Origin of the sequence: Bradyrhizobium rifense (assembly GCF_008123425.1) — a bacterium.
In the GTDB taxonomy this organism is placed as follows: Bacteria; Pseudomonadota; Alphaproteobacteria; order Rhizobiales; family Xanthobacteraceae; genus Bradyrhizobium; species Bradyrhizobium rifense.
The window spans coordinates 17,369-39,140 of the sequence record NZ_VSSS01000072.1 but is presented as its reverse complement, the minus strand read 5'-3'; the positions used below and the strand labels follow the sequence as shown (position 1 = coordinate 39,140).

The 21,772-nt window shown below is 64.4% G+C and carries 22 protein-coding genes; 12 read left to right on the top strand and 10 right to left on the bottom strand.

Going from position 1 to position 21,772, the window contains the following annotated elements:
- The first annotated feature begins 1 nt into the window (after position 1).
- From metA to recQ, 3 genes are all read left to right on the top strand, one after another.
- Entirely contained in the window at positions 2-1,003 is a 1,002-nt protein-coding gene (metA, locus tag FXB40_RS40425; RefSeq protein ID WP_148777849.1) for a homoserine O-succinyltransferase MetA, read from the top strand.
- A 119-nt stretch (positions 1,004-1,122) separates the two neighbouring features.
- Entirely contained in the window at positions 1,123-1,866 is a 744-nt protein-coding gene (locus FXB40_RS40420) for a polysaccharide deacetylase family protein (protein ID WP_148777848.1), read from the top strand.
- A gap of 254 nt (positions 1,867-2,120) precedes the next feature.
- The gene (gene recQ, locus FXB40_RS40415; RefSeq protein ID WP_148777847.1) at positions 2,121-3,986 is read left to right on the top strand and encodes a DNA helicase RecQ; all 1,866 of its coding nucleotides are present in this window, start codon (positions 2,121-2,123) and stop codon (positions 3,984-3,986) included.
- A 175-nt stretch (positions 3,987-4,161) separates the two neighbouring features.
- Here the strand turns inward: recQ and FXB40_RS40410 are convergent, their stop codons facing one another.
- Entirely contained in the window at positions 4,162-5,178 is a 1,017-nt protein-coding gene (locus FXB40_RS40410) for a 1-aminocyclopropane-1-carboxylate deaminase (protein ID WP_148777846.1), read from the bottom strand.
- A gap of 160 nt (positions 5,179-5,338) precedes the next feature.
- Between FXB40_RS40410 and FXB40_RS40405 the strand changes: the two genes are divergently transcribed.
- From FXB40_RS40405 to FXB40_RS40395, 3 genes are all read left to right on the top strand, one after another.
- Entirely contained in the window at positions 5,339-5,803 is a 465-nt protein-coding gene (locus tag FXB40_RS40405; RefSeq protein WP_148777845.1) for an Lrp/AsnC family transcriptional regulator, read from the top strand.
- A gap of 44 nt (positions 5,804-5,847) precedes the next feature.
- Positions 5,848-6,993, top strand: coding sequence for a PLP-dependent cysteine synthase family protein (locus FXB40_RS40400; protein WP_148777844.1), 1,146 nt, complete (start codon positions 5,848-5,850; stop codon positions 6,991-6,993).
- A gap of 127 nt (positions 6,994-7,120) precedes the next feature.
- Positions 7,121-7,681: a carboxymuconolactone decarboxylase family protein gene (locus FXB40_RS40395; RefSeq protein ID WP_148777843.1), complete on the top strand. Its 561-nt coding sequence runs from the start codon at positions 7,121-7,123 to the stop codon at positions 7,679-7,681.
- 15 nt (positions 7,682-7,696) lie between these two features.
- Here the strand turns inward: FXB40_RS40395 and FXB40_RS40390 are convergent, their stop codons facing one another.
- Positions 7,697-9,280, bottom strand: coding sequence for a sensor domain-containing diguanylate cyclase (locus FXB40_RS40390; protein WP_148777842.1), 1,584 nt, complete (start codon positions 9,278-9,280; stop codon positions 7,697-7,699).
- 151 nt (positions 9,281-9,431) lie between these two features.
- Positions 9,432-10,304, bottom strand: coding sequence for a hypothetical protein (locus FXB40_RS40385; RefSeq protein ID WP_148777865.1), 873 nt, complete (start codon positions 10,302-10,304; stop codon positions 9,432-9,434).
- Positions 10,305-10,518: 214 nt separating this feature from the next.
- Between FXB40_RS40385 and FXB40_RS40380 the strand changes: the two genes are divergently transcribed.
- Positions 10,519-10,764 (top strand): hypothetical protein, encoded by a 246-nt coding sequence (locus FXB40_RS40380; protein ID WP_148777841.1) that lies wholly within the window; start codon positions 10,519-10,521, stop codon positions 10,762-10,764.
- 9 nt (positions 10,765-10,773) lie between these two features.
- On the opposite strand, the gene FXB40_RS40375 is transcribed toward FXB40_RS40380, so the two are convergent.
- Complete coding sequence (locus FXB40_RS40375) at positions 10,774-11,709, bottom strand: alpha/beta hydrolase (RefSeq protein ID WP_148777840.1); 936 nt, start codon at positions 11,707-11,709, stop codon at positions 10,774-10,776.
- 147 nt (positions 11,710-11,856) lie between these two features.
- Here FXB40_RS40375 and FXB40_RS40370 point away from each other — a divergent pair, with 147 nt between their 5' ends.
- On the top strand, positions 11,857-12,744 hold the full coding sequence (locus FXB40_RS40370) for a branched-chain amino acid aminotransferase (RefSeq protein ID WP_148777839.1): 888 nt from the start codon (positions 11,857-11,859) through the stop codon (positions 12,742-12,744).
- Between the two features lie 6 nt (positions 12,745-12,750).
- Here the strand turns inward: FXB40_RS40370 and FXB40_RS40365 are convergent, their stop codons facing one another.
- Both FXB40_RS40365 and phaR read right to left on the bottom strand, forming a co-directional pair.
- A complete protein-coding gene (locus tag FXB40_RS40365; RefSeq protein ID WP_148777838.1) occupies positions 12,751-13,368 on the bottom strand; it encodes a class I SAM-dependent methyltransferase in 618 nt (205 codons plus the stop codon).
- A 106-nt stretch (positions 13,369-13,474) separates the two neighbouring features.
- Complete coding sequence (gene phaR, locus FXB40_RS40360; RefSeq protein WP_148777837.1) at positions 13,475-14,059, bottom strand: polyhydroxyalkanoate synthesis repressor PhaR; 585 nt, start codon at positions 14,057-14,059, stop codon at positions 13,475-13,477.
- A 305-nt stretch (positions 14,060-14,364) separates the two neighbouring features.
- Here phaR and FXB40_RS40355 point away from each other — a divergent pair, with 305 nt between their 5' ends.
- The 3 genes from FXB40_RS40355 (at position 14,365) to yddG (ending at position 17,477) form a co-directional block, all read left to right on the top strand.
- Entirely contained in the window at positions 14,365-15,543 is a 1,179-nt protein-coding gene (locus tag FXB40_RS40355) for an acetyl-CoA C-acetyltransferase (protein WP_148777836.1), read from the top strand.
- A gap of 235 nt (positions 15,544-15,778) precedes the next feature.
- Positions 15,779-16,504: an acetoacetyl-CoA reductase gene (gene phbB, locus FXB40_RS40350; protein ID WP_148777835.1), complete on the top strand. Its 726-nt coding sequence runs from the start codon at positions 15,779-15,781 to the stop codon at positions 16,502-16,504.
- A 103-nt stretch (positions 16,505-16,607) separates the two neighbouring features.
- Positions 16,608-17,477: an aromatic amino acid exporter YddG gene (gene yddG, locus FXB40_RS40345; protein ID WP_148777834.1), complete on the top strand. Its 870-nt coding sequence runs from the start codon at positions 16,608-16,610 to the stop codon at positions 17,475-17,477.
- Between the two features lie 10 nt (positions 17,478-17,487).
- Here the strand turns inward: yddG and FXB40_RS40340 are convergent, their stop codons facing one another.
- Together FXB40_RS40340 and gloB are read right to left on the bottom strand one after the other, a co-directional pair.
- Positions 17,488-17,910: a cupin domain-containing protein gene (locus FXB40_RS40340; RefSeq protein ID WP_148777833.1), complete on the bottom strand. Its 423-nt coding sequence runs from the start codon at positions 17,908-17,910 to the stop codon at positions 17,488-17,490.
- A gap of 37 nt (positions 17,911-17,947) precedes the next feature.
- Positions 17,948-18,715: a hydroxyacylglutathione hydrolase gene (gene gloB, locus FXB40_RS40335; RefSeq protein ID WP_148777832.1), complete on the bottom strand. Its 768-nt coding sequence runs from the start codon at positions 18,713-18,715 to the stop codon at positions 17,948-17,950.
- 108 nt (positions 18,716-18,823) lie between these two features.
- Here gloB and FXB40_RS40330 point away from each other — a divergent pair, with 108 nt between their 5' ends.
- Positions 18,824-19,567, top strand: a complete 744-nt coding sequence (locus tag FXB40_RS40330) for a methyltransferase domain-containing protein (protein ID WP_148777831.1) — start codon at positions 18,824-18,826, stop codon at positions 19,565-19,567.
- A gap of 63 nt (positions 19,568-19,630) precedes the next feature.
- On the opposite strand, the gene FXB40_RS40325 is transcribed toward FXB40_RS40330, so the two are convergent.
- Both FXB40_RS40325 and prmC read right to left on the bottom strand, forming a co-directional pair.
- Positions 19,631-20,422, bottom strand: a complete 792-nt coding sequence (locus tag FXB40_RS40325) for a DUF4167 domain-containing protein (protein WP_148777830.1) — start codon at positions 20,420-20,422, stop codon at positions 19,631-19,633.
- Positions 20,423-20,885: 463 nt separating this feature from the next.
- The gene (prmC, locus tag FXB40_RS40320; protein ID WP_187437480.1) at positions 20,886-21,767 is read right to left on the bottom strand and encodes a peptide chain release factor N(5)-glutamine methyltransferase; all 882 of its coding nucleotides are present in this window, start codon (positions 21,765-21,767) and stop codon (positions 20,886-20,888) included.
- Between the last annotated feature and the right edge of the window lie 5 nt (positions 21,768-21,772).

The window sequence follows — 21,772 nt, the reverse complement described above, 5'->3', positions numbered from 1 at the left end:
GATGAGCGTCTTGATCGACAGGGATCAAGGTTTCGCAAGCCCGGCGCTGGTGCCGGCCGAAGGCGACTTCGCGCGCAATCATGCCGGCGCCGAGCTCAACATCGGGCTGATCAACAACATGCCGGATACGGCGCTAAAGGCGACCGAGCGGCAGTTCATGAAGCTGCTTCAGGCCGCCGCGGGGCCGCGCCGCATCCGCTTTCATTGCTTCTCGCTGCCATCGGTGAAGCGTTCGCCGGAAGCAAAGTGGCACGTCGAGAGCGAATATTCCGATCTCTCCGATCTCAAGCGCGAGAGGTTCGACGGGCTGATCGTGACCGGTGCCGAACCAGTCGCGCCCGAGCTCGACCAGGAGCCGTACTGGCGCGATCTCACCGAGCTGATCGACTGGGCCAGAACCAATACCCGCTCGACGATCTGGTCATGCCTGGCCGCACATGCGGCGGTGCTGCACCTCGATCGCATCGAACGTCAGCGCCTGCCGTCCAAATGCCATGGCATCTTCGACTGCGAGACTGTCAGCGGCGACGCGCTCACGCGCGATGCGCCGGCGCCGCTCAAGGTCTCGCATTCCCGCCTCAACGAAGTCACCGAGGGAGATCTCGCGCAGGCCGGCTATCGGGTGCTGACCCGGTCGGCCCAGGCTGGCGTCGACGTCTTCGTCCGGCAGTATGACAGCCGCTTCGTGTTCTTCCAGGGGCATCCCGAATATGACGCGCTGTCGCTCCAGCGCGAATATTTGCGCGACATCGGCCGCTTCCTCGCGCGCGAACGGGAGGCCTATCCGGCGCTCCCCGTGAGTTATTTTGACGCAGCGACGGAGGAGAAGCTGGTTCGATTCGAAAAGCGGGCGAGGCATCAGCGGCACCCGGCACTGACCAATGAATTGCCCGCACTGACTTTGCGCACCGACATCGCGGCCGGCAGCGCCGCAGCGGCACTTTTCCGCAACTGGCTGCAATATCTCGGCGCGGACACGGAAGTTCCGCTGCTCGCGCGTTAACCCAGGACTTTGAACCCAGGACTTTTGGTCCTGCGTTAGGATTACCCAAGCGTTAAGCTTGCCTCAGACCGCGCGCAAATGTTTCAGTACGGAAATATGGAATCACAGGGAATGCACTCGTGCTGTCGGCTCTCAACGGACGCCTGAGCAATCGGCTGGCCCGGCATTTCCGCGCCGCGCCGCACCGCTTGCCGGCGCACGCGCCGATGGTGAGTTTCACCTTCGATGACGCCCCCGACAGCGCCGCAGGCGAGGGCGCCTCGCTGCTGGAAGCGCATGGCGGGCGCGGCACGTTCTACCTCGCCGGCAGCCTGATCGATCAGCCCGGAGACCATTGGCGCGGCCTGTCGAACGAAGCGATCGTTCGGCTGCATCGCGGCAGCCACGAGATCGGCTGCCACACGTTTTCGCATTTGCGCGCGGTCGATCTCGACGAGAGCGCGATGGCGCGCGAGATCGAGCGGAACCGCAGCCATTTTCTCGGCATCGACTCCTCGATCCGGCTCGATAATTTCGCCTATCCGTATGGCCTCGCCTCGGTCTGGCGCAAACCGCAGCTTGCCCGGAATTTTCGCTCGGCGCGCGGCATCCTTCCTGGCGTCAACAGCGACGTCATCGATCTCCAGTTCCTGCGCGCTTCGCCGCTGGTCAATTGCGAGATCGATACGGCGGACGTGGACCGTTATTTCGACGAGGCGGTCGCAAGCGGCGGCTGGCTGATCTTCTACAGCCATGACGTCGTGGACGCGCCGAGCCCCTATGGCTGCACGCCGGCCCTGTTGCGCCACGCGCTGAAGGCCGCGGAAAAGCGCAACGTGCCGATCGTGACGGTTGCCGAGGCCTTGCGCAGGATCGGGGCGTAGCTCTTTCTTCCTTCTCCCCTTGCGGGAGAAGGTGGCGCGAAGCGCCGGATGAGGGGTATCTCTCCGCAAACTCCAATGTCGGACGTGATTCGCGGAGAGATACCCCTCACCCGTCTCGCCGCCAGGCGGCGAGCCACCCTCTCCCGCAGGGGGAGAGGGAAAGACATCGCCCATCGCCGCGCAAACAGTCTTGCAACGCCCGCGTCGTCATGCGACTGGCGTTGTGACGAATCTTGCAAACCCCCGACGCGCCCATGTCCGCCCCTTCCACCGCTCCGCTGCCAGCGCCGGCCGATGGCCGCGATGCGCTGTCGGTGCTGCATTCGGTGTTCGGCCTGCCGGGGTTCCGGGGCGCGCAAGGCGAAATCGTCCGGCACGTCGCCGACGGCGGCAATTGCCTGGTGCTGATGCCGACCGGTGGCGGCAAGTCGTTGTGCTATCAATTGCCGTCCCTGCTGCGCGAAGGCTGCGGCATCGTGGTCTCGCCGCTGATCGCGCTGATGCGCGACCAGGTCGCAGGCCTGCTCGAAGCCGGCGTCAACGCCGCCGCGCTGAATTCGTCGCTGACATTGCAGGAGGCCTCCGACATCGAGCGGCGCCTGATCGCAGGCGATCTCGACCTGCTCTATGTCGCGCCGGAACGCCTGGTGACGCCGCGCTGCCTGTCGATGCTGGCGCAGGCCAAGGTGGCGCTGTTCGCGATCGACGAAGCGCACTGCGTCTCGCAATGGGGGCACGACTTCCGGCCCGAATATGTCGGTCTCTCCATCATCGCCGAGCGCTTTCCAAATGTGCCGCGCATCGCGCTGACTGCGACCGCCGACGATCTGACGCGGAAAGAGATCGTCCAGCGGCTTCAACTGACGGACAGCCCGCAATTCGTCTCGAGCTTCGACCGGCCCAACATCCGCTACGAGATCGTCGACAAGCGCAATGCGGTGTCGCAGCTGAAGGAGTTCATCCGCGAGCGCCATGAGGGCGATGCTGGTGTGGTCTATTGCCTGTCGCGCAATCGCGTCGAGGAGGTCGCTGCCGCACTCGCCGAGGCCGGTATTGCGGCGCTGCCCTATCACGCCGGGCTCGATGGCGGCGTGCGCTCGCGCAATCAGGACCGCTTCCTCAATGAGGACGGCATCGTCATCGTCGCGACCATCGCCTTCGGTATGGGCATCGACAAGCCCGACGTGCGCTTCGTCGCCCATCTCGATCTGCCCAAGAGCATCGAGGCCTATTATCAGGAAACCGGGCGTGCGGGGCGCGACGGCAAGCCGTCGGCGGCGTGGATGGCCTACGGCCTCTCCGACATCGTGCAGCAGCGCCGCATGATCGACGAGTCCAGCGGCTCCGATGATTTCAAGCGTGTGTCGATCGGCAAGCTCGACGCACTGGTTGGGCTCGCCGAAACCGCGCAGTGCCGGCGCAAGCGACTGCTCGGCTATTTCGGCGAGACCTCGCGTGGCGAGACTTGCGGCAATTGCGACAATTGCCTGACCCCGCCACAAATGCGCGACGGCAAGGTGCTGGCGCAGAAGCTGCTGTCCTGCGCCTATCGCACGGGGCAGCGTTTCGGGGCGATGCATCTGATCGATGTGCTGATCGGACGTCTGACCGAGAAGGTCACGCAGTTCGGCCACGACCAGCTGTCGGTGTTCGGCATTGGGCGCGAGCTCAACGAGAAGCAGTGGCGCACGGTGCTGCGGCAGCTGGTGGCGATGGGGCATCTGCAGAGCGACAGCGAAGCCTTTGGCGCGCTGAAGCTGACAGACTCCGCGCGCGGTGTGCTGCGTGGCGAAACGGAGGTATGGCTGCGCGAGGAATCGCCGGGCACACGGGTCCGGTCAAGCCGCGCAAAATCCCGCCGCGGCGATCTCGCGCCAGCGGCCAATGCGCCGCAAGGCGATGTCGATCCCGAATTGCGGGCGCGGCTGCGCGCCTGGCGCTCGGATATCGCGCGCGAACGCGGCGTGCCCGCCTATGTCGTGCTGCACGATGCCACCATCGACGGCATCGTCCGGGCCTGGCCGACCACGCTTGGCGAGCTGCGCAACGTCCCCGGCATCGGCGACAAGAAGCTCGAGCACTATGGCGACGAGCTGCTGCAGATCGTGAAGACGCGGTAGGGCCGTCTCGTCATCCCGGACAAGCGGAGCGTAGATCCGGGATCCATACCGCGTGATCTATCTTGGGGCACGCGGGGAGACGTTCTTCGCCAAACATCTCCCTGGGGTTATGGGTCCCGGGTCTGCGCTTACGCTTGCCCGGGACGACAGCGGAGTGGAGGCGCGAGGTACGACCTCACCCGTTCCGGAACGCGTAGCCGTAACCGTTGAGCGCCGGCGCGCCGCCGAGATGCGCGTAGAGAATCTTCGCGCCCTTCTCGAAATGGCCCTTCTGGGTCAGGTCGATCAGGCCCTGCATCGATTTGCCTTCATAGACGGGGTCAGTGATCATCGCCTCCAACCGTGCGGTGAGGCGGATCGCCTCCTTGGTCTCCTCCGACGGAACGCCATAGGCGGGATAGGCGTAGTCCTCGATCAGCACGACGTCGTCTGCAACGATGTCCTTGCCGAGCTCGACGAGCTTTGCGGTGTTCTGCGCGATCGAGAGCACCTGCGCTTTCGTCTGCGCCGGGGTGAAGGAGGCGTCGATGCCGATCACTTTGCGCGCACGGTCGTCGTCGGCGAAGCCCACCAGCATGCCGGCATGGGTCGAGCCGGTCACGGTGCAGACCACGATGTAGTCGAACTTGAAGCCGAGCTCTTTCTCCTGCTTGCGCACCTCCTCGGCGAAGCCGACATAGCCAAGCCCGCCAAATTTATGCACGGAGGCACCGGCGGGGATCGCGTAGGGCTTGCCGCCCGCTGCCTTCACGTCCTCGATCGCCTGCTCCCAGCTCTTGCGGATGCCGATGTCGAAACCGTCGTCGACCAGGCGCACGTCGGCGCCCATGATGCGCGAGAGCATGATGTTGCCGACACGGTCATAGACGGCGTCTTCGTGCGGCACCCAGGCTTCCTGGACCAGGCGGCACTTCATGCCGATCTTGGCGGCGACCGCGGCGATCATGCGGGTGTGGTTCGATTGCACGCCGCCGATCGAGACCAGCGTGTCGGCGTTCGACGCGATCGCGTCGGGGATGATGTATTCGAGCTTGCGCAGCTTGTTGCCGCCGTAGGCGAGACCGGAATTGCAGTCCTCACGCTTGGCGTAGATCTCGACATTGCCGCCGAGGTGCTTCGACAGCCGCTCCAGCTTCTCGATGGGCGTCGGGCCGAAGGTCAGCGGATAGCGCGCGAATTTGTCCAGGTTCATTGGATCATCCCGATTGGCGTTGGTGTCTGGGATGTGGCTAGCATCGCACCGTAAAAAGGTGCTCTCGAATATTGCGGCCATATTGCGCGTAATCTTGCGAAGATCATGAGATTAGCTAATATTCCTTCCGTAATGGTGCTAATTCACGGAAGCTTCTTCCATGTCTGCTCGTCTCGATCGTATCGACCTCAAGATGTTGAGATTGCTGCAGAATAACGGCCGGCTCAGCAATGCCGAGCTGGCCGAAACCGTCGCGATCAGCCCCGCCACCTGCCATCGCCGCACCCAGCGCCTGTTTGAGGACGGCTTTATCGCCGCGGTCCGCGCCATGGTGGCGCCGAAGAAGGTGGCCAAGGGCACGCTGGTGATGGTCGGCGTCGTGCTCGACCGCTCGACCCCGGAGAGCTTTGCGGCCTTCGAGCAGGTGATCGCCAAGCTGAAATTCGTGCTCGACTGCCACCTCGTCGCCGGCGATTTCGACTACTTCCTGAAGATCCGTGTCGGCGACATGGAGGATTTCAACCGCATCCATGGCGAGCTGCTGATCGCGCTGCCCGGCGTGCGACAGACCCGCACTTTCTTCGTGATGAAGGAAGTGGTCGACAACGCGCCGCTGGAGTTTTGAGCGGCGCACTTGATGCGCGATGCGCATCATGAGAGATTCGTCCGATGCCGCCGCTTCCCTTTCGCCAGCATGATCCCGTCGCTCCGGCCTACCAGCGCGGCTGGGTCGACGAGGCCGTGGCCGCGATAGAAGCCGACCAGTGCCGCACGGCCGACACCCATCTGATCCGGCTGATCGTGCCGGCGCTATCAGGCATTGACCTCTATCTGAAGGACGAGTCCACGCATCCGACCGGCAGCCTGAAGCACCGGCTGGCGCGTTCGCTGTTCCTCTACGCGCTCTGCAACGGCCACATCCGCGAAGGCACGCCCGTCGTGGAGGCGTCGTCGGGCTCGACCGCGGTGTCGGAAGCCTATTTCGCGCAGATGATCGGCGTGCCCTTCTACGCCGTGATGCCGCGCACGACCTCGGCGGAAAAGATCGCCGCGATCGAGCATTACGGCGGCAATTGCCATCTGATCGACGACGGCCGCGCGCTCTATGCGGAGGCCGCCGCGCTCGCGGCCCGGCTGGGCGGCCATTACATGGACCAGTTCACCTTCGCCGAGCGCGCCACCGACTGGCGCGGCAACAACAACATCGCCGAATCGATCTTCACCCAGTTGAAGGGCGAGTTGCGTCCGCTGCCGGACTGGATCGTGATGGGGGCGGGCACGGGCGGCACCTCGGCCACCATCGGTCGTTATCTGTGCTATCGCCAATATCCGACGCGGCTGTGCGTCGCCGACGTCGAGCATTCCGCCTTTTTCGATTGCTTCCGTACGCAGGACCGCTCCCATGTTTGCGAACGCCCCTCGCTGATCGAAGGCGTCGGCCGTCCGCGCTGCGAGCCGTCGTTCGTGCCGGGCGTGGTCGACCGCATGATGAAGATTCCGGATGCGGCCACGATCGCCGCGATGAACGTGCTGTCGCGCCGGCTGCGACGCGCGGTCGGCGGTTCCACCGGCACCAATTTCCTGGCGCTGTGCCGTCTCGCCTCGGAGATGCGCAAGGCAGGCCAGACCGGATCGCTGGTGACACTGATTTGCGATTCCGGCGAGCGTTACCGGCAGACGTATTACGAGCCCGCCTGGCTCGCCGCGCGCGGTCTCGATCCGGCGCCGTTCGAAGCGGCCTTGTCATCGTTCCTCGACACCGCGCAGCCGCTGGCGCTTGCAGTCGACGATGTCGTCAATCCGCAGAGCCCATGACGCCCTGAAGGCTTCATAGCGGCGTCTCTCTGTCATTTGCGAAATTGCACGGTCGTCACGGCAACTTCACTTGCCATGTGCGCGCACGCGCGCGAGCTTTCGGCCTTCTCAACGAGGAGATCCCGCCGTGCGCCTTCCCATTCTCGATCCGAAAGAGCTGAGCGACGAACAGAAGCCGCTCTATGCCGACATGCAAGCGGGCATCAAGGACCACTTCAAGGGCTTTGTGAATATGCGCGACGACGGCGCGCTGCTCGGTCCCTGGAATCCCTGGATCCGCGAGCCGCGCTTCGGTGGGCCTGTGTGGGAGCTGGTCAAGGCGATCGCGTCGAATCCGCTGCTGCCGGCGCCGGTGCGCGAGGTCGCGATCCTCGTCACCGGCTCGCATTTCCGCTCCGGCTACGAGCTTTACGCTCACGTGCTGGTGGCCGAGCAGCGCGGTCTTTCCGACGAGAAGCTCGCGACCATCGTCGCCGGACAGCGGCCGGTCGATCTGACCAAGCAGGAGGCGGTTGCCTACGACATGGCATCTGCCCTGGTCAGCGGCGGCGTGCTGCCTGAGCTGACCTATCGGGCTGCCGTGAAGGAATTCGGCGAGCATGGCGCGGCCGAGCTGTCCTATCTCGTCGGCGTCTACTGCATGGTCTCGGTCACGCTGAACACCTTTGATGTGCCGGTGCCGGAGTAGAAGTGTTTGCGACGATCACTCCGCCGCCCTGCTGGCAGGCGGCGGGGGCGTCCAGGCGATGCAGCGATTGCGGCCTTCGGCCTTGGCCTGGTAGAGCGCCTGATCGGCCGCGCCCATCAGCGCGTCGATGCCGGACATGCTGACGCTGGCCTCGGCAATGCCGATGCTCACGGTGATCCCGAACTGCACCTGATGAGCGTTCAGCCGGATCGCCATCGCGCGCTTGCGGATTCGCTCGGCGACGAGCTTGGCGCGTGACAGGCTGGTTTCGGGCAGAAGAACCGCGAACTCCTCACCACCGATGCGACCGACGAGATCGGACTTGCGCTTGCCCTCGTTGCATGCGGCTGCAACAGCCTTGATCGCTTCGTCGCCGACCGCGTGACCGTAGCGGTCGTTGACCGACTTGAAGTGATCGATGTCGAGCATCAGGACGGAGACCGAGCGGTAGTAGCGCTGGAAGCGGCTCCATTCCGCATCGAGCGAGCTCAGGAAATGCCGGCGGTTGTACAGGCCGGTGAGCGGATCGGTGGTCGCGAGCCGCTCCAGCATGTTGGCCTTGTCGTTGAGATCGGTGATGTCGACATAGGTCAGCATGCGGCCGCCGTTCGACATCGTGGTGCAATGGGCTCTGATCTGTCGCCCGTCGGGCGTCCGGAGGTCGCGCACGTGATCGCCCGCCTTGACCTCGGCGAGGCGCTTGCCGGGGAATTTCGCCAGCTCGTTTGCCGCAAGGTCCGGTGCGCTCGCGCGCTGCGCGCGGCTCACCAGCGAAGCATAGGCCGGGCGAGTAGCGGCTTCTTCCTCGCTCACCTCCCAGAACCGCCGCATCCGCAGGTTCATGAAACTCGCGTTCAAGTCGGAGTCGAGAAGGAGAACGCCGTCCTGAACGTTTTCCAGGGCGTCGCGCAGCAGCTTCAGCTCGTCGGAAAAGCGCACGATGTCGGTGACGGGCGTATAGGTCAGCATGCGCCCGCCGTCGGGCAATGGCGTGCATTGGACGCGCACGACATCGCCATTGGTTCGGCGCACATCGATGGGTGTCGGATCGCCCGCCTCGATCACGCGGACACGCTCTTTCACATGGGCTTCGAGGGCGGGATCAGGCACCTCGTAGGCCCCGATGTCGCGCCCGTGGGAAAGCAGCGTGAGAATGGATGGATTGCTGTCGGCGACCTGGTCGGGCAGGTGCCACATCTGGCGAAACGACCGGTTGATGAGGCGCGCCCTGAGGCGGTCGTCAAGCAGCACGATGCCGGTCGGCACATGATCCAGGGCCGCACGCAGGGCCAGCATCTGGGCCCGCATCAGCGAGTCGGGCGAACGCCCCTGCCCGTCGTTGGTGGGGCGTTCGACGCTGCCCGGCTGTTCGAAGCCGACCCCGACCTGACGGTCCGAGCGCCAGATCACGCGGCAGCTCAGGATATCGCGTCCCGCAAGTCTGAGCTGGAAGTGGTCAGGCACGCCGAGGCCGCTCTGCATCTCGAGCGTCGCCGCCTCCTCGGACAGCCGACGCACGACGCAGTCGATCGACGACTGGCCGAAATTGAAGATGATCTTCCCAGCCAGGAACGTCCGTTCCGGCACCAAGCGGGACATTCGCAATCTCCAAGGCTTCAACACGATGCGAAAAGCCGCCTGAGTGTCGCGCAAGGTTCCTTGCGACAACGTAACGCGATTGATGTTTTCGGATGAGGATTAACGATTGGTTGACGCGGAACTTCAGCGAAAATCCATCAGGACCCGCGGGTCAGTTGCGCACGGCATAAAGCGGCGTGCGCAGCGTCACCTGGTAGGACGGCTTCGGCATCCAGGCGATCTGTGCGGTGATGCCGAACAGACGGTTGTCATTGTCATCCATGCGGTCGAGGTCGAGGCGCAGGATCGGCTGGGTGAACGGCTCCGCAAGCGTCCGGCCTGCGAGCTGCGCACCGCCGAACGACTGCACGCCGAGGCGCCCGGTGAATTTCCAGTTGCTCGGCCATTGGTAATAGCCGCCGGCGTAGAGGATTGTGTTCGGCCTGATCCGGGCAACCAGGCTGGCAATGTCGGTGTGGGTGTATTGCACGCCGGCGAGCCAGCCGCGCGTCTCGTCCTTGTCGAGCGCGTAGTCGAATTCCAGGATGTTGTTGAACGAATTCGTCATGCCCTGTTCGTTCGGCACCGATTGGGTCAGCGTGGATTGCAGCGTGATCGTCGGGATCCTGCCGCCGTTCTGCTGGTAGAGGTCGGCCTGCACGCCGATGTTCCAACTGGTGATGTCGAACGTCGACCAGCCGCCGCCGATATCCGTCGTCGAGCCTGATACACCGCCATAGAGCGATACGCGATCGCTGACATCCACGGTCAGCGGCAGGTCAACGGCAATCGATTTCGCGGCAGGCAAGCCGTTCGGCAGCGTCGCGCCGCGCTGTGCCGCCAGCGCCTCGAACGCGGCCGAGAGTGAGGTGTTGCCGAAACCGAGCCCGAGCGTGCCCGCAGGGATCGTTGCATAGGTCGTGCGAAGATCGAGGTAGATGTTCGGGACAACAGGCTTTGCCACCGTGTCCTCGTCCCTATCGGCAGCGCAGGCGGCGCCCGCCGGGATCGTCAGACACAGGAGTCCCATTGCGACAGCACGCAAGACCGAGTGGGACGCTGGGCTGCGGTGGGACACGTGACAATCCGGCGCGTGGCGCTCTGGTGACGGAACCGCCCGCTAGTTGGAACGTGATCGTTCGTGTGGTCAAGGTCTATTCGCGGGCAATGGACGATGCGCATGTGCGCGGTTACCCTGCCGTGATCGCATTGACACACTCGCCCGCCACTGTGCAGGCCGGACAATGGAGACGACCGCCATGAACACGTCACGCCGCATCCTGCTCGCTGGAATGGCGGGGCTCGCCGTGGCTCCGACCGCAATGGCCGCCGCGCCGGCACCGGCCGTTGGCGATGCGACGATTGCTGAAGAGCGCTTCGCGCGCATCATTGCCGCCGCGCATGCGCCCGACGTCACCTGCGCACGCCAGGCCGAACGCTATGCGGATGCGCATTGGCCGGACTATGTCGTGGCAGCGAGAGCGGTGCTCGACGCACGCGTGTGAGTCGCGCCCTTATTTCTCCACCGCGCGCCTGACCTGCTCGCCGATCTGCGACAGCACGAGCTGCGCCTGCGGCAGGATCGCGCCCATGGCGTGGAAATTGTGGACCATGCCGTCATGGCAGACGTGCTCGACCGCGACGCCCGCGGCGAGCAGCTTGCGCGCATAGGCATTGCCCTCGTCGCGCATCGGGTCGAACTCGGCGGTGTGGATGATTGCCGTCGGCAGGCCTGAGAGACGCGTCGCGCGGAGCGGCGAGATGCGGGGATCGGCGGCATCCAGGCCCTCGGGCAGGTAGTCGGCGAGATCCGCCTCGATTGTTGCGCGATCGATCAGATGTCCCTCGGCAAAAGCCTCGCGCGAGGGCGAAGTCTCCTCGAAATCCAGCACCGGGCAGATCAGGCATTGCGCGACGATGGAGAGGCCGGTGCTCTGCGCCGCCTCCTGGCATACGATCGCAGCCAGCGTCGCACCGGCGGAGTCGCCGCCGACAACCAGCCGCTCGGCGTCGATGCCGAGAGATGAAGCTTCGCGCGCCACCCATTCGGTGGCGGCGATGGCGTCATCGACAGCGGCGGGAAATTCGTGCTCGGGCGCGAGGCGGTAGTCGACCGAAACGAGGCGGCAGCCGGTCACATGAGCCAGTGCCGCCGCGATGCGGTCATGCGTCGCAATGCTGCCGGCGACGAGCCCGCCGCCATGAAAGAACACGAAGCCCGGCGCGCGCTCGCCGGCCGACGCCGGCGAATAGAGCCGATAGGGCAGCTCTCCGCCGGGGCCGGGCAGCGTGCCGTCGGAGGCCGTCACATCCGGCGCATCAGTGCGCGCGAACTGCATCAGCTTCGCCAGCGATTGTCGCCGCGCCTCGACGCTCGGCCGGCTCCGCGCCTGCGGCGCGGCGGCAGCCATCATGGTCAACAAGCGTTTTGCGAGCGGATCGAGCGGCATGGGAAACTCCGTGACGTGGCCGACACTATAGCTGGTTTGGTCGCGCTTTTGTCTCAGCCTCCTGGGGGAGAGTTGGTGCTTCCCTGCAGCAAATCGTTTAGAAATTGGGACAATAGTGCCCGGATATTTTTCGAGGGGAGGCCGGTCATGGCCGAGATCAAGAAGCCGATCGAATATTCGCCGAGCTGGACCTTCTTCGAGGGCAAATGGCATGACGGCAACGTACCGATCATGGGGCCGCGCACGCACGCGGCCTGGCTCGGCTCGGTCGTGTTCGACGGTGCGCGCGCATTCGAGGGAGTGGCGCCGGATCTTGACCGCCACGTCGCCCGCGCCAATCAGTCCGCGATCAATTTTGGCCTGAAGCCGGTGGTCGATGCCGGCATCTGGCTCACGCTCGCAAACGAAGGCATTGCGCGCTTTGCGCCGAATGCCGAGCTCTATGTCCGTCCGATGTACTGGGCGCAGAACGGCGCGGGCGGCGGCGTGCTGTTCGATCCTGAAACCACCAATTGGTGTCTGTGTATCTACGAGGCGCCGATGCCGAAACCGGTCGGCAATGCGATCACGCTGTCGCCGTTCCGCAGGCCTACCGCCGAGTGCGCGCCGGTCGATGCCAAGGCCGCCTGTCTCTACCCGAACAATTCACGGGCGCTGGCGGAGGCCGCCTCGCGCGGCTTCCAGAACGCGCTGATGCTCGACATGCTCGGCAATGTCGCGGAGTTCGGCAATTCCAACGTGTTCATGGCGAAAGACGGCGTCGTCTTCACGCCGGTGCCGAACGGCACCTTCCTCAACGGCATCACGCGCCAGCGCGTGATCAGCCTGCTCCGCGGCGACGGCGTCACCGTGGTCGAGAAGACGCTGCGCTACGCCGATTTCCTGGCCGCCGACGAGATATTCTCCACTGGCAATTTCGCCAAGGTCGCGCCGGTGATTCGCATTGACGAGCGCGAGCTGAAGCCGGGCCCGCTCTACGCCAAAGCGCGCAAGCTCTATTGGGATTTTGCGCATGCGGTGAAGCTGGCAGCCTGATGAGAGCTAGCAACGCCGTCGAAACCGGCTGAACTGGAACGCCTGCGTCGAATGCCACGGCGTGTGATGCGTCTCGCTGCGCGTCTCGACCAGTTCGAACTCCGGCCCGAGCTCTGCCGAAAGGCTCGCGCTGTCATGCCGCTGCACCGGCAGCCCGCTGCATTTCTCCGGGCCATCGGGCGCGAATGTCGCGATGATCGCTTGCCCGCCCGGCGCAACCGCCGACCGCAAGCGCTCGACGTAAGCGGCCCGGTCGTGCGGGTCAGTCAGGAAGTGAAACGCCGCGCGATCGTGCCAGACGTCCCAGATCTTCGTCGGCCGCCATGTGGTGGCGTCGGCGACGATCCAGTCGACAGTTGAGGCGGCCGCGCCGATTCGCTTTTGCGCTGCGTCGAGCGCGTTGGCGGAAAGGTCCAGCACGGCGAGATCGCGATATCCGTCTTGAAGCAGGACATCGACCAACCGCGACGCGCCGCCGCCAATATCGATGATGGCCGCAGCACGATCCGGACTGGCCGCACGAATCATCTCAAACGAGATCGCCGGACTGTCCTGAAACCAGCTGACCTCGGTCTCGCCCTTGGTGGCGTAGACATTCTGCCAGTGCGTGGTTCGGTCAGACATGGCGGCTCCGGCCTTGGCCGGGAGGGCAGCACGCAAATGGCGATGCCGCAATCAATCGGGAGCTCGCGCGTCCGCGGATGCGGACGCGCCGGTGCGGACGAAAGACCTATTCGTCCTTCTTCGACATCTTTTCGAGGCGCTCCTGCATGTCCTTCATCTGCTGGCGCAAATCGTCGATGTTGGTGTCCTTGGTCGGCTCGGCGCTCGCATCGGGCTCCGCCTCGGAGCGGCCCGGCGTGGGGACAAACGGCTTGAACATCGAGAAGGTCTGCTGGAACAGCTCCATATTGCGGCGGACCTGTTCTTCGAGCGGGGCAAACGGGGTTCCGGACAGCGAGGTGGCGATCTGCTTGCGGAACTTTTCCTGCTCCTGGGTCAGCGACGCGATGGCTTGCTCCAGATATTTCGGCACCACCATCTGCATGCTGTCGCCGTAGAAGCGGATCAGCTGGCGCAGGAAGGTGGTCGGCAGCAGGTTCTGGCCGGCCTTGTTCTCCTGCTCGAAGATGATCTGCGCGAGCACGGAGCGGGTGATGTCGTCACCGGTCTTGGCGTCGTAGACCAGGAAATCTTCGCCGTCCTTGACCATGGCGGCGAGGTCTTCCAGCGTCACGTAGGTGCTCGTTCCGGTGTTATAGAGCCGGCGGTTCGCGTATTTCTTGATGGTGGTGGGTTGGTCTGATTTCGCCATGGGCTCTCACTTCAAAGACGCTGAGAACGGGAACCTGCAGGGCCAATGCCGCAGGGCGGGAAGAGTACGCAACGCAACAAAATAAGCATTTTCAAAGGGGTCACGCTACCGTTTTGTGCGGCACGGTTAATTGCACAGCAAAAACGTGCTTGCGAAATCGCCAAGAACGCTATTTTGAATGCGTTGCGGCATGAATTCGGTGACCTGCCGATTGACATGCCTCAATGACGTTAACAGGATGCCGTTCGAGACTGGCGAGCCGTTTCCCAGCCCCGTCTGCCCCCATTCAACCCCAGGAGATGCCCATGTCAGACGATGTCGTCATCGTCAGCGCCGCCCGCACCCCGGTCGGAAGCTTCAACGGAGCGTTCGCGACCCTTCCCGCCCACGATCTCGGCGCGATCGCCATCAAGGCTGCGCTGGAGCGCGGTGGCATCGAGCCCGGCCGGGTCTCCGAAGTCATCATGGGCCAGATCCTGACCGCTGCTCAGGGCCAGAACCCGGCCCGTCAGGCCTCGATCCTGGCCGGCATTCCGGTGGAAAGCCCGGCCTGGGGCGTCAACCAGCTTTGCGGCTCGGGCCTGCGCACGGTTGCGCTCGGCTATCAGGCGCTGCTCAACGGTGATTCCGAGATCGTCGTCGCTGGCGGCCAGGAATCCATGAGCATGGCCCCGCACGCGCAGTACCTGCGCGGCGGCGTCAAGATGGGCCCGGTCGAGTTCGTCGACACCATGATCAAGGACGGCCTGTGGGATGCCTTCAACGGCTACCACATGGGCAACACCGCCGAGAACGTCGCGCGGCAGTGGCAGATCACCCGTGCCCAGCAGGACGAATTCGCGGTCGCCTCGCAGCAGAAGGCCGAAGCGGCGCAGAAGGCCGGCAAGTTCAACGACGAGATCGTCCCCGTCACCATCAAGGGCCGCAAGGGCGATGTCGTCGTCAGCGTCGACGAATATCCGCGCCATGGTGCCACGATCGATGCGATGGCGAAGCTTCGTCCCGCGTTCGAGAAGGAAGGCACGGTCACCGCTGGCTCGGCCTCGGGCATCAATGACGGCGCTGCCGCCGTGGTGCTGATGACCGCAAAGCAGGCCGCCAAGGAAGGCAAGAAGCCGCTCGCGCGCATCGTGTCCTGGGCACAGGCCGGCGTCGATCCGAAGATCATGGGCTCGGGCCCGATCCCGGCCTCGCGCGCCGCGCTGAAGAAGGCCGGCTGGAGCGTCGGCGATCTCGATCTGATCGAGGCCAACGAAGCCTTCGCGGCGCAGGCTTGCGCCGTCAACAAGGACCTCGGCTGGGACACCTCCAAGGTCAACGTCAACGGTGGCGCGATCGCGATCGGCCATCCGGTCGGCGCTTCCGGCGCGCGCGTGCTGGTGACGCTGCTGCACGAAATGCAGAAGCGTGATTCGAAGAAGGGCCTCGCCACGCTGTGCATCGGCGGCGGCATGGGTATCGCGATGTGTCTGGCGCGCGACTGAACTTACACTTAACTGACGCGTGCGCTGCACGCGTCAGTGAGTGCGTTGCACGCGACTAAAAAGGCAGCGGTTGCAAATCAAATATTCTTCGCAACTGCGCTAGCCTCGACTAAATACAAACGCCCGGCTCAACGCCGGGCGTTTTGTTCTTGATGTCCGTCAAACCAACCGCATAATCCACCACTAAAAACCATCGCTCAGAAACGTCCGAAGAGTCCAAGGGAAGGAATACGATATGGCACGAGTTGCATTGGTGACGGGTGGTACGCGGGGCATCGGAGCTGCGATCAGCAAGGCGCTGAAGGCGGCCGGCTACAAGGTCGCGGCGAGCTATGCCGGCAATGATACGGCGGCGGAGAAGTTCAAGGCCGAGACCGGCATCGCCGTCTACAAATGGGACGTCAGCAATTTCGATGCCTGCGCCGAAGGCGTGAAGAAGGTCGAGGCCGATCTCGGCCCGGTCGAAGTCCTCGTCAACAATGCCGGCATCACCCGCGACACCGCCTTCCACAAGATGACGCTTGAGCAGTGGAACGCCGTCATCAACACCAACCTCGGCTCGCTGTTCAATATGACCCGTCAGGTGATCGAAGGCATGCGCGCGCGCAAGTTCGGCCGCGTCATCTCGATCTCGTCGATCAACGGCCAGAAGGGGCAGTTCGGTCAGGTCAATTATTCCGCGGCAAAGGCCGGCGACATCGGCTTCACCAAGGCGCTCGCCATCGAGAACGCCAAGGGCGGCATCACCGTCAACGCCATTGCACCTGGCTATATCAATACCGAGATGGTGCAGGCCGTGCCGAAGGACGTTCTGGAGAAGAGCGTGATCCCGCAGATTCCGGTCAACCGGCTCGGCGAGCCCGAAGAGATCGCGCGCGCGGTCGTGTTCCTCGCAGCCGACGAGGCCGGCTTCATCACCGGCTCGACCTTGACCATCAATGGCGGTCAGTATCACGCCTGATATGGCGTCAAGCCTGTAGCGTTGGGCGTGACAAGGCGATAGTGAAGACGCAAATGTGCCCGGCCCCGTGCCGGGCATAAGCGTCCTCAGAGCCCTTTGATCCATGACCCCGCGCACCGCCACACTGATCGGACTGACCGCGATCCTGATGTGGTCGTTGTTGTCAGTGATGACGGTGGCGACCGGAAAGATCCCGGCGTTCCAGCTCGCTGCGATGACCTTTGCCGTCGGCGGTCTCGTCGGCCTCCTCACCTGGATTGGCCGCGGCGACGCCGCGAAAAGCCTGCGTCAGCCGCTCGTCGTGTGGCTCGTCGGCGTTGGCGGCCTGTTCGGCTATCACGCGCTCTATTTCCTCGCGCTGCGCTTCGCGCCGCCGGCCGAAGCCGGCCTTCTGAATTACATGTGGCCGCTGCTGATCGTGCTGTTCTCGTCGTTCCTGCCGGGCGAGCGGCTGGCCGTGCATCACATCATCGGCGCCGTGCTCGGCCTCGTTGGCACCGTGCTGCTGTTTGCCGGCAATACCTCCGGCTTCGCACCGGGCGCGGTGCCGGGATTGATAGCGGCCTTCATCGCCGCCTTCGTCTGGGCGGCCTATTCGGTGCTGTCACGGCGATTGAAGGCGGTGCCGACCGACGCGGTCGCAGGCTTCTGCCTCGCCACATCCCTGCTCGCCGCGCTGATGCATGGTCTGCTCGAAACCACGGTGTGGCCCGAGACGAATTTGCAATGGCTTGCCGTGATCGCACTCGGCGTCGGTCCCGTCGGCGCTGCCTTCTACGCCTGGGACATCGGCATGAAGCGCGGCGACATCCGCGTGCTCGGCGCCGCGTCCTACGCGACGCCGCTGCTCTCGACCGGCTTTCTCATCGCCGCCGGCTTTGCCAAAGCCAGTGCCAACATTGCGATCGCCGCAATTCTGATCGCCGGCGGCGGCCTGATCGCGGCAAAGGACATGGTGCTGAAGAAGCGGTGAGAGTCTGGGGTTAAGGCTCCCAGCCTTTCGGCGCGAGCTCGAACTTTGCGAATTCGAAGGCGGGGGCCACGGTGCAGCCGACCAGCGTCCACTCGCCGGTGGTCTCCGCCATCTGCCACGCATCCGCCGGCACGATGGCCTGCGGCCGCTCGCCGCTCACGAGGTCCGTGCCGAGCCGCACCTCGTGCTGGGAGCAGCCCTCATGGGCGATGCGCAGCGTCAACGGGCTGCCGGCATAATAGTGCCAGGTCTCGACCGCATCGATGCGATGCCAGTGCGAGCGCTCGCCGCGTGCGAGCAGGAAGTAGATCAGGGTCGAGCGCGAGCGGCCGTTGGCGTCGGTGGTCTGGTCGCGAAAGGTCTCGCGATAGTATCCGCCCTCGGGGTGCGGGCGGAGCTCAAGGCGCGCGATGATCTCGGCTGCGGTCGGCATCGATCCCCGTCAGGACTTGGTCGTCAGAACTCGGTCTTCAGGACTTGTTCTTGCGCTCGCGCAACTCGCCGAACACTGCGGCGGCATCCGCGCCCTTCATGTGTAGCCTGGCTGCGACCGACGGTTCATCAGCGCGCAGGAACACGTTTGCTCGCTTCTCATCACCAAGCAGTGAGGGAATGGTCGGCTTGTTCTCCGCCCGCAGCCTCGTCACGTCCGCCGCGCGCGCCTGGAGGGCCGCATTGTCGGGATCGACGGTCAGCGCGAACTTGACGTTGGAGGCCGTGTATTCGTGGCCGCAATAGAGCTTGAAGTCGTCGGGCAGGGCCCGCAGCTTCAACAGCGAGTCCCACATCATAGGGTAGTTGCCCTCGAACACGCGGCCGCAGCCGATCGAGAACAGCGTATCGGCGGCGAACAGCGTCTTCTCGGTGTCGAACACGTAGGAGATATGGTCGAGCGTGTGGCCGGGCGTTTCCAGCACGCGCCCGAGCAGCGTGCCGACCTTGACCACATCCGCATTGGCGACACGCAAATCGACATCGGCAATCTTCGTCGTCTTGTCATGCGGCGCGACGACGCGGCAATTGTATTTCTGCTTGAGTTCGGCGACACCGCCGACATGATCGCCATGATGATGGGTGATCAGGATGTCGGTGAGGTGCCAGCCCTCGCGCTCCAGCGCCTTGATGATGGGACCGGCTTCCGGTGCGTCGATCGAGGCGGTTGCCTTGGTTTCCACATCGTGGATCAGATAACCGAAATTGTCGTTTAAACAGGTGAAAGTACGAATTTCGGCGGCCATGACATCTCCATCGCGCTCAACCCCGTCAGACAAATATGGCGTTAACGTTGCGCAGGCAATGCAATATTCCGCGCGCGGCCGCCGCCTTGTGCATGTTACATTGCCGTCATGACCATCGATGTCGTCGACCTTCGCGAGTTCTATTCCCGTCGCCTCGGGATTGTGGCGCGGCAGATGATCAATCGCGGCATCCGGGAGTGCTGGCCGAACGCCGAGGGCCAGCGCGTGCTCGGCATCGGCTATCCCACGCCCTATCTCGGCCTGTTCCGCGAGGACGCGGAGCGCTGCATTGCCTTCATGCCGGCGGCCCAGGGCGTGTTGAAATGGCCCACGGGGCGGCCCGCGCTGGCTGCGCTGGTCGATGAGTTCTCGCTGCCGCTTCCCGACGCTGCGGTCGACCGCATCCTGCTGGTCCATGCGCTCGAGATGTCGGACGATCCAGCCGCGCTGTTGCGGGAGGTCTGGCGGGTGCTGTCGCCGTCCGGCCGCGTCATGGCGGTGATCCCGAACAGGCGCGGCGTGTGGACGCGCAGCGACAACACGCCGTTCGGCCACGGCCGTCCCTATTCGCGCTCCCAGATCACGGACCTGTTGCGCCAGACCTGGTTCACGCCGACCGGCTGGGGCGAGGCCTTGTTCATGCCGCCTTATGCGGGCCGCTGGGTGCTGAAATCGGCGCAGATGTGGGAGCGCGCTGGAGCAGCGCTGTCGCTGCCTTTTGCCGGGGTTCACATCGTCGAAGCGACCAAGCAGGTCTATCGCGCGATCCCCGCCAAGCGCGAACGGGCGCGGCTGATTCCTTCGTTGGCAAAGCCGGTGCTGGTGCCGTCCTCGACAGTGACGCGGCGCTGAAAACAAATCGTCCCGGCGAGGCCGGGACGATCATGCATCGTCAATCCAGGATTTGGTTGCAGCTTACTCGCTGGGGGCGAGATCGTCGCCGGAAGCGGCAGGAGCAGCCTCGCGCTCGGGGCGCGGGCCGTTATGCGGCCGGCGGCGCCGCCGCGGGAAACGTTCGCCACCGCCGCCATTGCCAGCTTCGAAGCCGCCCGGAGCGCCGTTCGTCTGCGGCGGCTGCGCGCCGGTGATGAAGGACGGCAGGCGGTCGACATTGCCGGCGTCGGCTATGACAGGCTGCGGCTGGTTCGGCGGTTGCGGCTGCTGATATTGCGGCTGCGGACGATGGTCGCGTTCGCGGTGCTCGCGCGGCTGCTGGTCGCGAACATAGGGCTGCTGGTTATTGTCGCGCTGCTGATAGTCGCGATTGTGATCGCGCTGGCCGTCACGCTGATAGGGCTGTTGCTGCTGCGGAGGCTGCGGAACGAAGCCCGGCTCCTGGCCGAAATTCGAGAAATTCTCGCCGTCGTCCTCGCCGTCGTCACCGCTGCTGGTGCTGATGGGCTCGTCGCCGCGCGGCTGCTGGTTCTGGCGGAACTGTTCCTGCGCCGCCGCGATCAGGCGGAAATAATGCTCGGCATGCTGGTAGTAGTTTTCGGCGGCGACGGGGTCGCCGGAGGAGCGCGCGTCACGCGCAAGCTGAAGATATTTTTCGGCGATGTGCGAGGCGGTGCCGCGGATCTTGATGTCGGGGCCGTTCGATTCGTAGACCCGGGTCATCGGGTTCTGGCCGCGCCGGTTACTGTTGTTGTTATTGTTATTGTTGTTGTTGCGGTTGCGCATCCGCTGCTTGTTCTGACCGTTTCTCATGTCCTGCCTTTAATTCCAGCCCTAAAGGTTGCACGCATTACTGATTGCTCGGAGTGACCTGATGACAGCGGTTCACATGCCTCACGCGCACCGCGCGCAAGAGCGGATTGAACCCTGCCGATGTTCGTCGACCGTCGCGTTCAACAAAGACGCGTTCCCCACCCGCCAGCAGTCATTGCCAGCGAACCCATTCATATCGCCTGCCGAAACAAGCCCTGCTTTGTTGCGTAAGTCTTCAAGCGCAATATCAGGCTTTCGTTCACGTTGCGGTCGGAAAGCAGCGTACCTCAATGGGCCATCGCGCTTCACAGGACCTGCGGCTTGGAACCTTAAATCAGTGAAGCTCTCGCCTGAGAGCCCGGCTTTCGCCCGTAGGTCTACGGGGCCGACACCGATGTGCTGAACGGAAGGTAGTCGTTCCCAAGGGATATTCCAAGAGGTTTTTTCGAGCCCAATCCGGCTTTTATGAGGGCATTTTTCGGGCCGAGACGGCCCTGGGAATGCCCGACAGGTCGGCCTTGGGCGGCCTGTCGATCGATAACGCCGCGGCCGCCATCAAGGCCTGGATATCGCCGGCCTGGCCCTGTCCGGCCTCGACGATCAGGGCGCCGCCGGGCACGAGCCGCTCGGCCGCCTGCGGAATCAGGGCGCGATACGCGTCATAGCCGTCATTGCCGCCGTCGAGCGCCAGATGCGGATCGTGCTCGCGGACCTCGATGCTCAGTTTCGGAATTTCCCCGGCAGGAATATAGGGCGGGTTCGACACGATCAGATCGAACGGACCGCGAAGCGCGGATGCATAGGAGCAGGCGACGAACGCCGCGCGATCGGCAAGGCCCAGCGCGGCGGCATTGCTCCTGGCGGTATGAAGCGCGGTCATGCTGAGATCGGTGCCGACGCCGAACGCATCGGGAATCTCGTGCAGCAGCGCGAGCAGGATGGCGCCGGACCCGGTGCCGATGTCGGCGATACGCGGCGGATGAGACAAGCTCTGCTCGCGAAACATTTCGAGCGCGCGCTCGACCACGGTCTCGGTGTCGGGTCGTGGGACCAGGGTTGCTTCCGACAATCGAAACGGCAGGCCCCAGAATTCCCGCGTGCCGAGAATGCGCGCCACCGGTTCGCCGCTGATGCGCCGCTGCGCATAGCCCGCGAGCTGCGTCGCCTCGGCTTCCGTGAGCGGACGGGCGGCCTGCGAGATCAGGCCGGTCAGATCGAGGCTGAGAACTGCGCCGAGCAGCATGCGCGCATCGAGCTCGGCTTCGTCGAGCCCCGCCGATCTCAGCCGTGCTGCGAGCGCGCGCCGCGCGCTTTCGATCGAGCGTGCGGTGAGGGGATTGCTCACGCGCC

Excerpts from the sequence above, each read along its gene's own strand:
- metA (WP_148777849.1), top strand. The coding sequence starts at position 2 with ATGAGCGTCTTGATCGACAGGGATCAAGGTTTCGCAAGCCCGGCGCTG.
- recQ (WP_148777847.1), top strand. The coding sequence starts at position 2,121 with ATGTCCGCCCCTTCCACCGCTCCGCTGCCAGCGCCGGCCGATGGCCGC.
- FXB40_RS40410 (WP_148777846.1), bottom strand. The coding sequence starts at position 5,178 with ATGAACCTGGACAAATTCGCGCGCTATCCGCTGACCTTCGGCCCGACG.
- FXB40_RS40405 (WP_148777845.1), top strand. The coding sequence starts at position 5,339 with ATGTCTGCTCGTCTCGATCGTATCGACCTCAAGATGTTGAGATTGCTG.
- FXB40_RS40400 (WP_148777844.1), top strand. The coding sequence starts at position 5,848 with ATGCCGCCGCTTCCCTTTCGCCAGCATGATCCCGTCGCTCCGGCCTAC.
- FXB40_RS40390 (WP_148777842.1), bottom strand. The coding sequence starts at position 9,280 with ATGTCCCGCTTGGTGCCGGAACGGACGTTCCTGGCTGGGAAGATCATC.
- FXB40_RS40380 (WP_148777841.1), top strand. The coding sequence starts at position 10,519 with ATGAACACGTCACGCCGCATCCTGCTCGCTGGAATGGCGGGGCTCGCC.
- FXB40_RS40375 (WP_148777840.1), bottom strand. The coding sequence starts at position 11,709 with ATGCCGCTCGATCCGCTCGCAAAACGCTTGTTGACCATGATGGCTGCC.
- FXB40_RS40370 (WP_148777839.1), top strand. The coding sequence starts at position 11,857 with ATGGCCGAGATCAAGAAGCCGATCGAATATTCGCCGAGCTGGACCTTC.
- FXB40_RS40365 (WP_148777838.1), bottom strand. The coding sequence starts at position 13,368 with ATGTCTGACCGAACCACGCACTGGCAGAATGTCTACGCCACCAAGGGC.
- phaR (WP_148777837.1), bottom strand. The coding sequence starts at position 14,059 with ATGGCGAAATCAGACCAACCCACCACCATCAAGAAATACGCGAACCGC.
- FXB40_RS40355 (WP_148777836.1), top strand. The coding sequence starts at position 14,365 with ATGTCAGACGATGTCGTCATCGTCAGCGCCGCCCGCACCCCGGTCGGA.
- phbB (WP_148777835.1), top strand. The coding sequence starts at position 15,779 with ATGGCACGAGTTGCATTGGTGACGGGTGGTACGCGGGGCATCGGAGCT.
- yddG (WP_148777834.1), top strand. The coding sequence starts at position 16,608 with ATGACCCCGCGCACCGCCACACTGATCGGACTGACCGCGATCCTGATG.
- FXB40_RS40340 (WP_148777833.1), bottom strand. The coding sequence starts at position 17,910 with ATGCCGACCGCAGCCGAGATCATCGCGCGCCTTGAGCTCCGCCCGCAC.
- gloB (WP_148777832.1), bottom strand. The coding sequence starts at position 18,715 with ATGGCCGCCGAAATTCGTACTTTCACCTGTTTAAACGACAATTTCGGT.
- FXB40_RS40330 (WP_148777831.1), top strand. The coding sequence starts at position 18,824 with ATGACCATCGATGTCGTCGACCTTCGCGAGTTCTATTCCCGTCGCCTC.
- FXB40_RS40325 (WP_148777830.1), bottom strand. The coding sequence starts at position 20,422 with ATGAGAAACGGTCAGAACAAGCAGCGGATGCGCAACCGCAACAACAAC.